Annotated in this window: 4 protein-coding genes and 1 pseudogene; all 5 read right to left on the bottom strand. The window is 44.8% G+C overall.

The features are described 5' to 3' along the window. Window positions 1-24 precede the first annotated feature (24 nt). On the bottom strand, window positions 25-222 hold the full coding sequence (locus tag AB5542_RS21115; RefSeq protein WP_279038527.1) for a hypothetical protein: 198 nt from the start codon (window positions 220-222) through the stop codon (window positions 25-27). A 16-nt stretch (window positions 223-238) separates the two neighbouring features. Next, a complete protein-coding gene (locus AB5542_RS21110; protein ID WP_087419735.1) occupies window positions 239-766 on the bottom strand; it encodes a hypothetical protein in 528 nt (175 codons plus the stop codon). A 32-nt stretch (window positions 767-798) separates the two neighbouring features. After that, window positions 799-1431, bottom strand: a complete 633-nt coding sequence (locus tag AB5542_RS21105; protein WP_087419734.1) for a hypothetical protein — start codon at window positions 1429-1431, stop codon at window positions 799-801. Between the two features lie 11 nt (window positions 1432-1442). Continuing rightward, a complete protein-coding gene (locus tag AB5542_RS21100; protein ID WP_279038528.1) occupies window positions 1443-2990 on the bottom strand; it encodes a RagB/SusD family nutrient uptake outer membrane protein in 1548 nt (515 codons plus the stop codon). Window positions 2991-2993: 3 nt separating this feature from the next. Next, a pseudogene (locus AB5542_RS21095) lies at window positions 2994-3350 on the bottom strand (SusC/RagA family TonB-linked outer membrane protein); the annotation flags it as partial.

Genomic DNA, 3350 nt, shown 5'->3' with positions numbered 1-3350 from the left:
CACCAGGGTTAGGCCGGGGATCCACTAGGGCATGAACATACCATCTACATACCATGAACTCTCCCCGGAGTTCATGACGTGTCCGGAAACTGTAGTTTCCGGGACCTTGTCATAGTCCAAGGGGTAGCAGACTCCGGAGAAACACCGAACAAGAGAGGGCGCAAAAAGAGCCCGGGAAAGAAAACCGATTGGCAACCGTCCATCTCCCGGGCAACTTAGCACGCACCATGAATATTTGCTACTTCACGATTATCGTGAAACAATCAACCAAATCATGGGAATACCCTTCGTTATGTACATTCAAGGTTATCTTGTAACTCCCCGCAGGTATATCGTGTTCCAAAGGAACTTCAAACGCACCATTCCCACCCACAGAAATATACTCTCTCAACTTCTCTGGAACACCATCTTGAGAAGTGATATTTCCCACTTCCATATAAATCGGGTTAGTCCCCAAGACTCCTTGTATGGCAACACTTGTCCAGGGAGCACCCCATTTCGCACGATAATAATCCTCTCCCTCATTTATTCGTTCAGGAATACCCAAAACATTCACGATCATATCCGGCGAGTACCCGAAGCCAAGGTACAATTCGTAAGTCGGGTTTATTTCCCCGGGATCATCATCCAATTCCGAGCGAATAACCAGTGTATCCGGTTTATATATGGCGTTATCCGTTTCCAAATAACCCGGTGTAACATCCTGACAAGCCGCAAGAAACCACAGACTCACGGCCATTACCATCCAAGTGAATAATATTTTCATTGTTTTTCGATTTTTAAATTTACAGGTATTCATTAAATTTTCCCTATCCCAAAATTATAATTCAGCGCATGAACCACCCCATGCCACGGTTGAATGTCAGGTGTCGCTAAGGGTACCATGAGGGTTACCGAAAACGAGTATAAAAACATGATATCCGCCCCGGCTTCCGGCACACCATTATACTCTTGTTTATCCAGGTAAGCCACTAAGGAACGTCCCCCAAGCGAGGTAAATCGTGTCCCCCCGGTTTGCCTCGGGTCCTCGATCAAAAAGTTTATATCACGATAAGCTATATCTTTACGCAAATATTTCCCCTTTACCACGTGGTCGAGCATGGTTTTCCGGCAAAATTCCGGTGTCAACTCGTCCACTGATTCCATATTATTATCCCACAAGTAACGCAGGATACAATAGCTCGGGGGTGCAAAGAACGTGATTTCGGGCAAGCTATCCACCCGTCCCTCGAATAAATCCTGTAATCCAGCCCGTTCGATCATCGCCACGGTCAATTCCCAATTATACTCATCTCCACGCAAGTAATCAAGTATGGTACAATCGTGATAAGGAGAGGAAACACCCGAGTTTATCACGTTCTGTTGCGTATCACACGACACGCATAGCCCCCAAAGGCACACTACGATTTTTATATACTGTAAAGTTTTCATTTCATTGTCTATTAAAGGTATTTCTGCCAAAAAGGATATTGTACAAACAAAGTGTTATTCGCTTCACCATTTACAATCAGAAAAAAACAACCATCCAATATATCTTGTTGTGAAACCGAACGATATCCCCCGTATAATTCCGTTTTGTAGTACTCGTTTCGCAAAACATCGTACCATCTTGAACCTTCCATCAACAACTCTTTTTCACGCTCCTTGAAAATAGCGTAACGCAAATCACCCTCGGCTGATTCGTATGGCTTCGCGTTAGCTCGTTTCCGAATGCGATTCAAATCATCGATAGCTCCCTCGATATTTCCCAAACGTACCCGGCTCTCCGCACGCAACAAGATGATATCCGCCAAGCGGAACCATATCTTATTTTGATCGTATCCCCGGAACATCCCGGTTCCCGTCCCGGATGTTTCCAAACGAGTGTAACGCCACTTCCACGGGAAAGCATAACCTTCCGTGAGCGGTAACAGCGTATCGTGAGCCAACGAATCCAATTTATAGAAATAGGCATCCCTCCGTAAATCGGTCACCTTTTCTCCCCCTTCTTCTCGAGTCGGGAACATCTCCCGCACGGAAGAAACCAACATTCGACACTCTCTTGATAATGTCAATCTCGACGTAGTTACCGGGAAAGTCTGCCATTCTTTGGCCATAAGAAAATCCGGAGTAATCTCTCCAAATTCATCAGCGAATCCCCTAAAAATACTCTCGTATATACTTTCTCGATCGCCACCTACCAACACAGAAGTACACACCGTTTCCGGGTTTGGAGCCAATTCATAGATATCATCCCGACTGATGATTGCCGTACAAGCCGAATCAACCGCTTGCCACAAGGCGTTTTCATCATATCCGGATTTCACGGAAGGAGCCATGTATTTACACCCGGCCTTCCATGCACACAAGTGTGCCAACACGGCATTAGCAGCTCCTTTACAAGGGAAAGATTTATAAGTAACGGCATCCCCATCAGCATCTTTCAGTTCCGAATATTCCGGCAACAAATTCGCAGCCACCCGGGCCTCTCCGATCGCATAATCAATCACATCCACCCATGAAGTTCGTGCCAGAGGACCAGAAATCACCTCATCTCGAATCAACATGCAATCACCAAAATTCCTCACTAAATGCAAATAAGTGAACGCCTTGTAAAAATGAATTTGCCCCCAGTAAAAATTTCTCCGTTCCTCGGACATGGACACATCATTCAAAAAGGGTATAGGCGAGTTGGTTTCTTTCAAGATCGAATATGCATAATTCCAAGCACACGTGTACCCATTCAATTTCGCCGGTTGTAAAAGAGCGAAATCACCTCCATTAGAAAAATAATCATCAAACTCCCCCAACTTAGACGACCAACGAACATACTGGCTCGCAAAACCTCGTACCACGCATTCTGCCGCAAACATGGCTCTTTCGATATCTTTTTCCGTTTGGTAAGCACTCCCAAAAGTCACGGAGGCTTCAGGGGTCATCGTCAAAGCGTCCTCACACGACCAATTGATCGCCCCAAATAGTAACAATAGTATTATATAACAATGTTTCATGGTTTAAAATTTAAGTGTGATTCCTAAAGTATACTTTCTCGCCAAGGGGTAGTTCCTGTTCCGATCACCCCCACTCGTCAAATCAATAGTCTCCGGATCCAACCCAGAATAGTTTGTCCAAGTCAATAAATTTTCTCCACTCACGAACAAACGTAATTCTGTCATTCCCATTTTCTGTAACCAACACCGAGGCAAAGAATAACCAACAGTTAAACTTTTCAATTTCAAATAATTTACTTTCTCGACATGATAATCCACCAATCCCCATCGGTCTCTACCAACCGCCGCATAATCAGCTTTATCTCCCGGTTTCTCCCAGAAAGTAATCTTGTCCGGATTAAAAAGCAAAGGCGTAACACT

Source organism: Butyricimonas sp. RTP31003st1_G1_RTP31003_210430, from assembly GCF_040920905.1.
GTDB lineage: Bacteria > Bacteroidota > Bacteroidia > Bacteroidales > Marinifilaceae > Butyricimonas > Butyricimonas paravirosa.
Note: the sequence above shows the minus strand (reverse complement) of the source record. Positions and strands in the feature narration are given on the sequence as shown.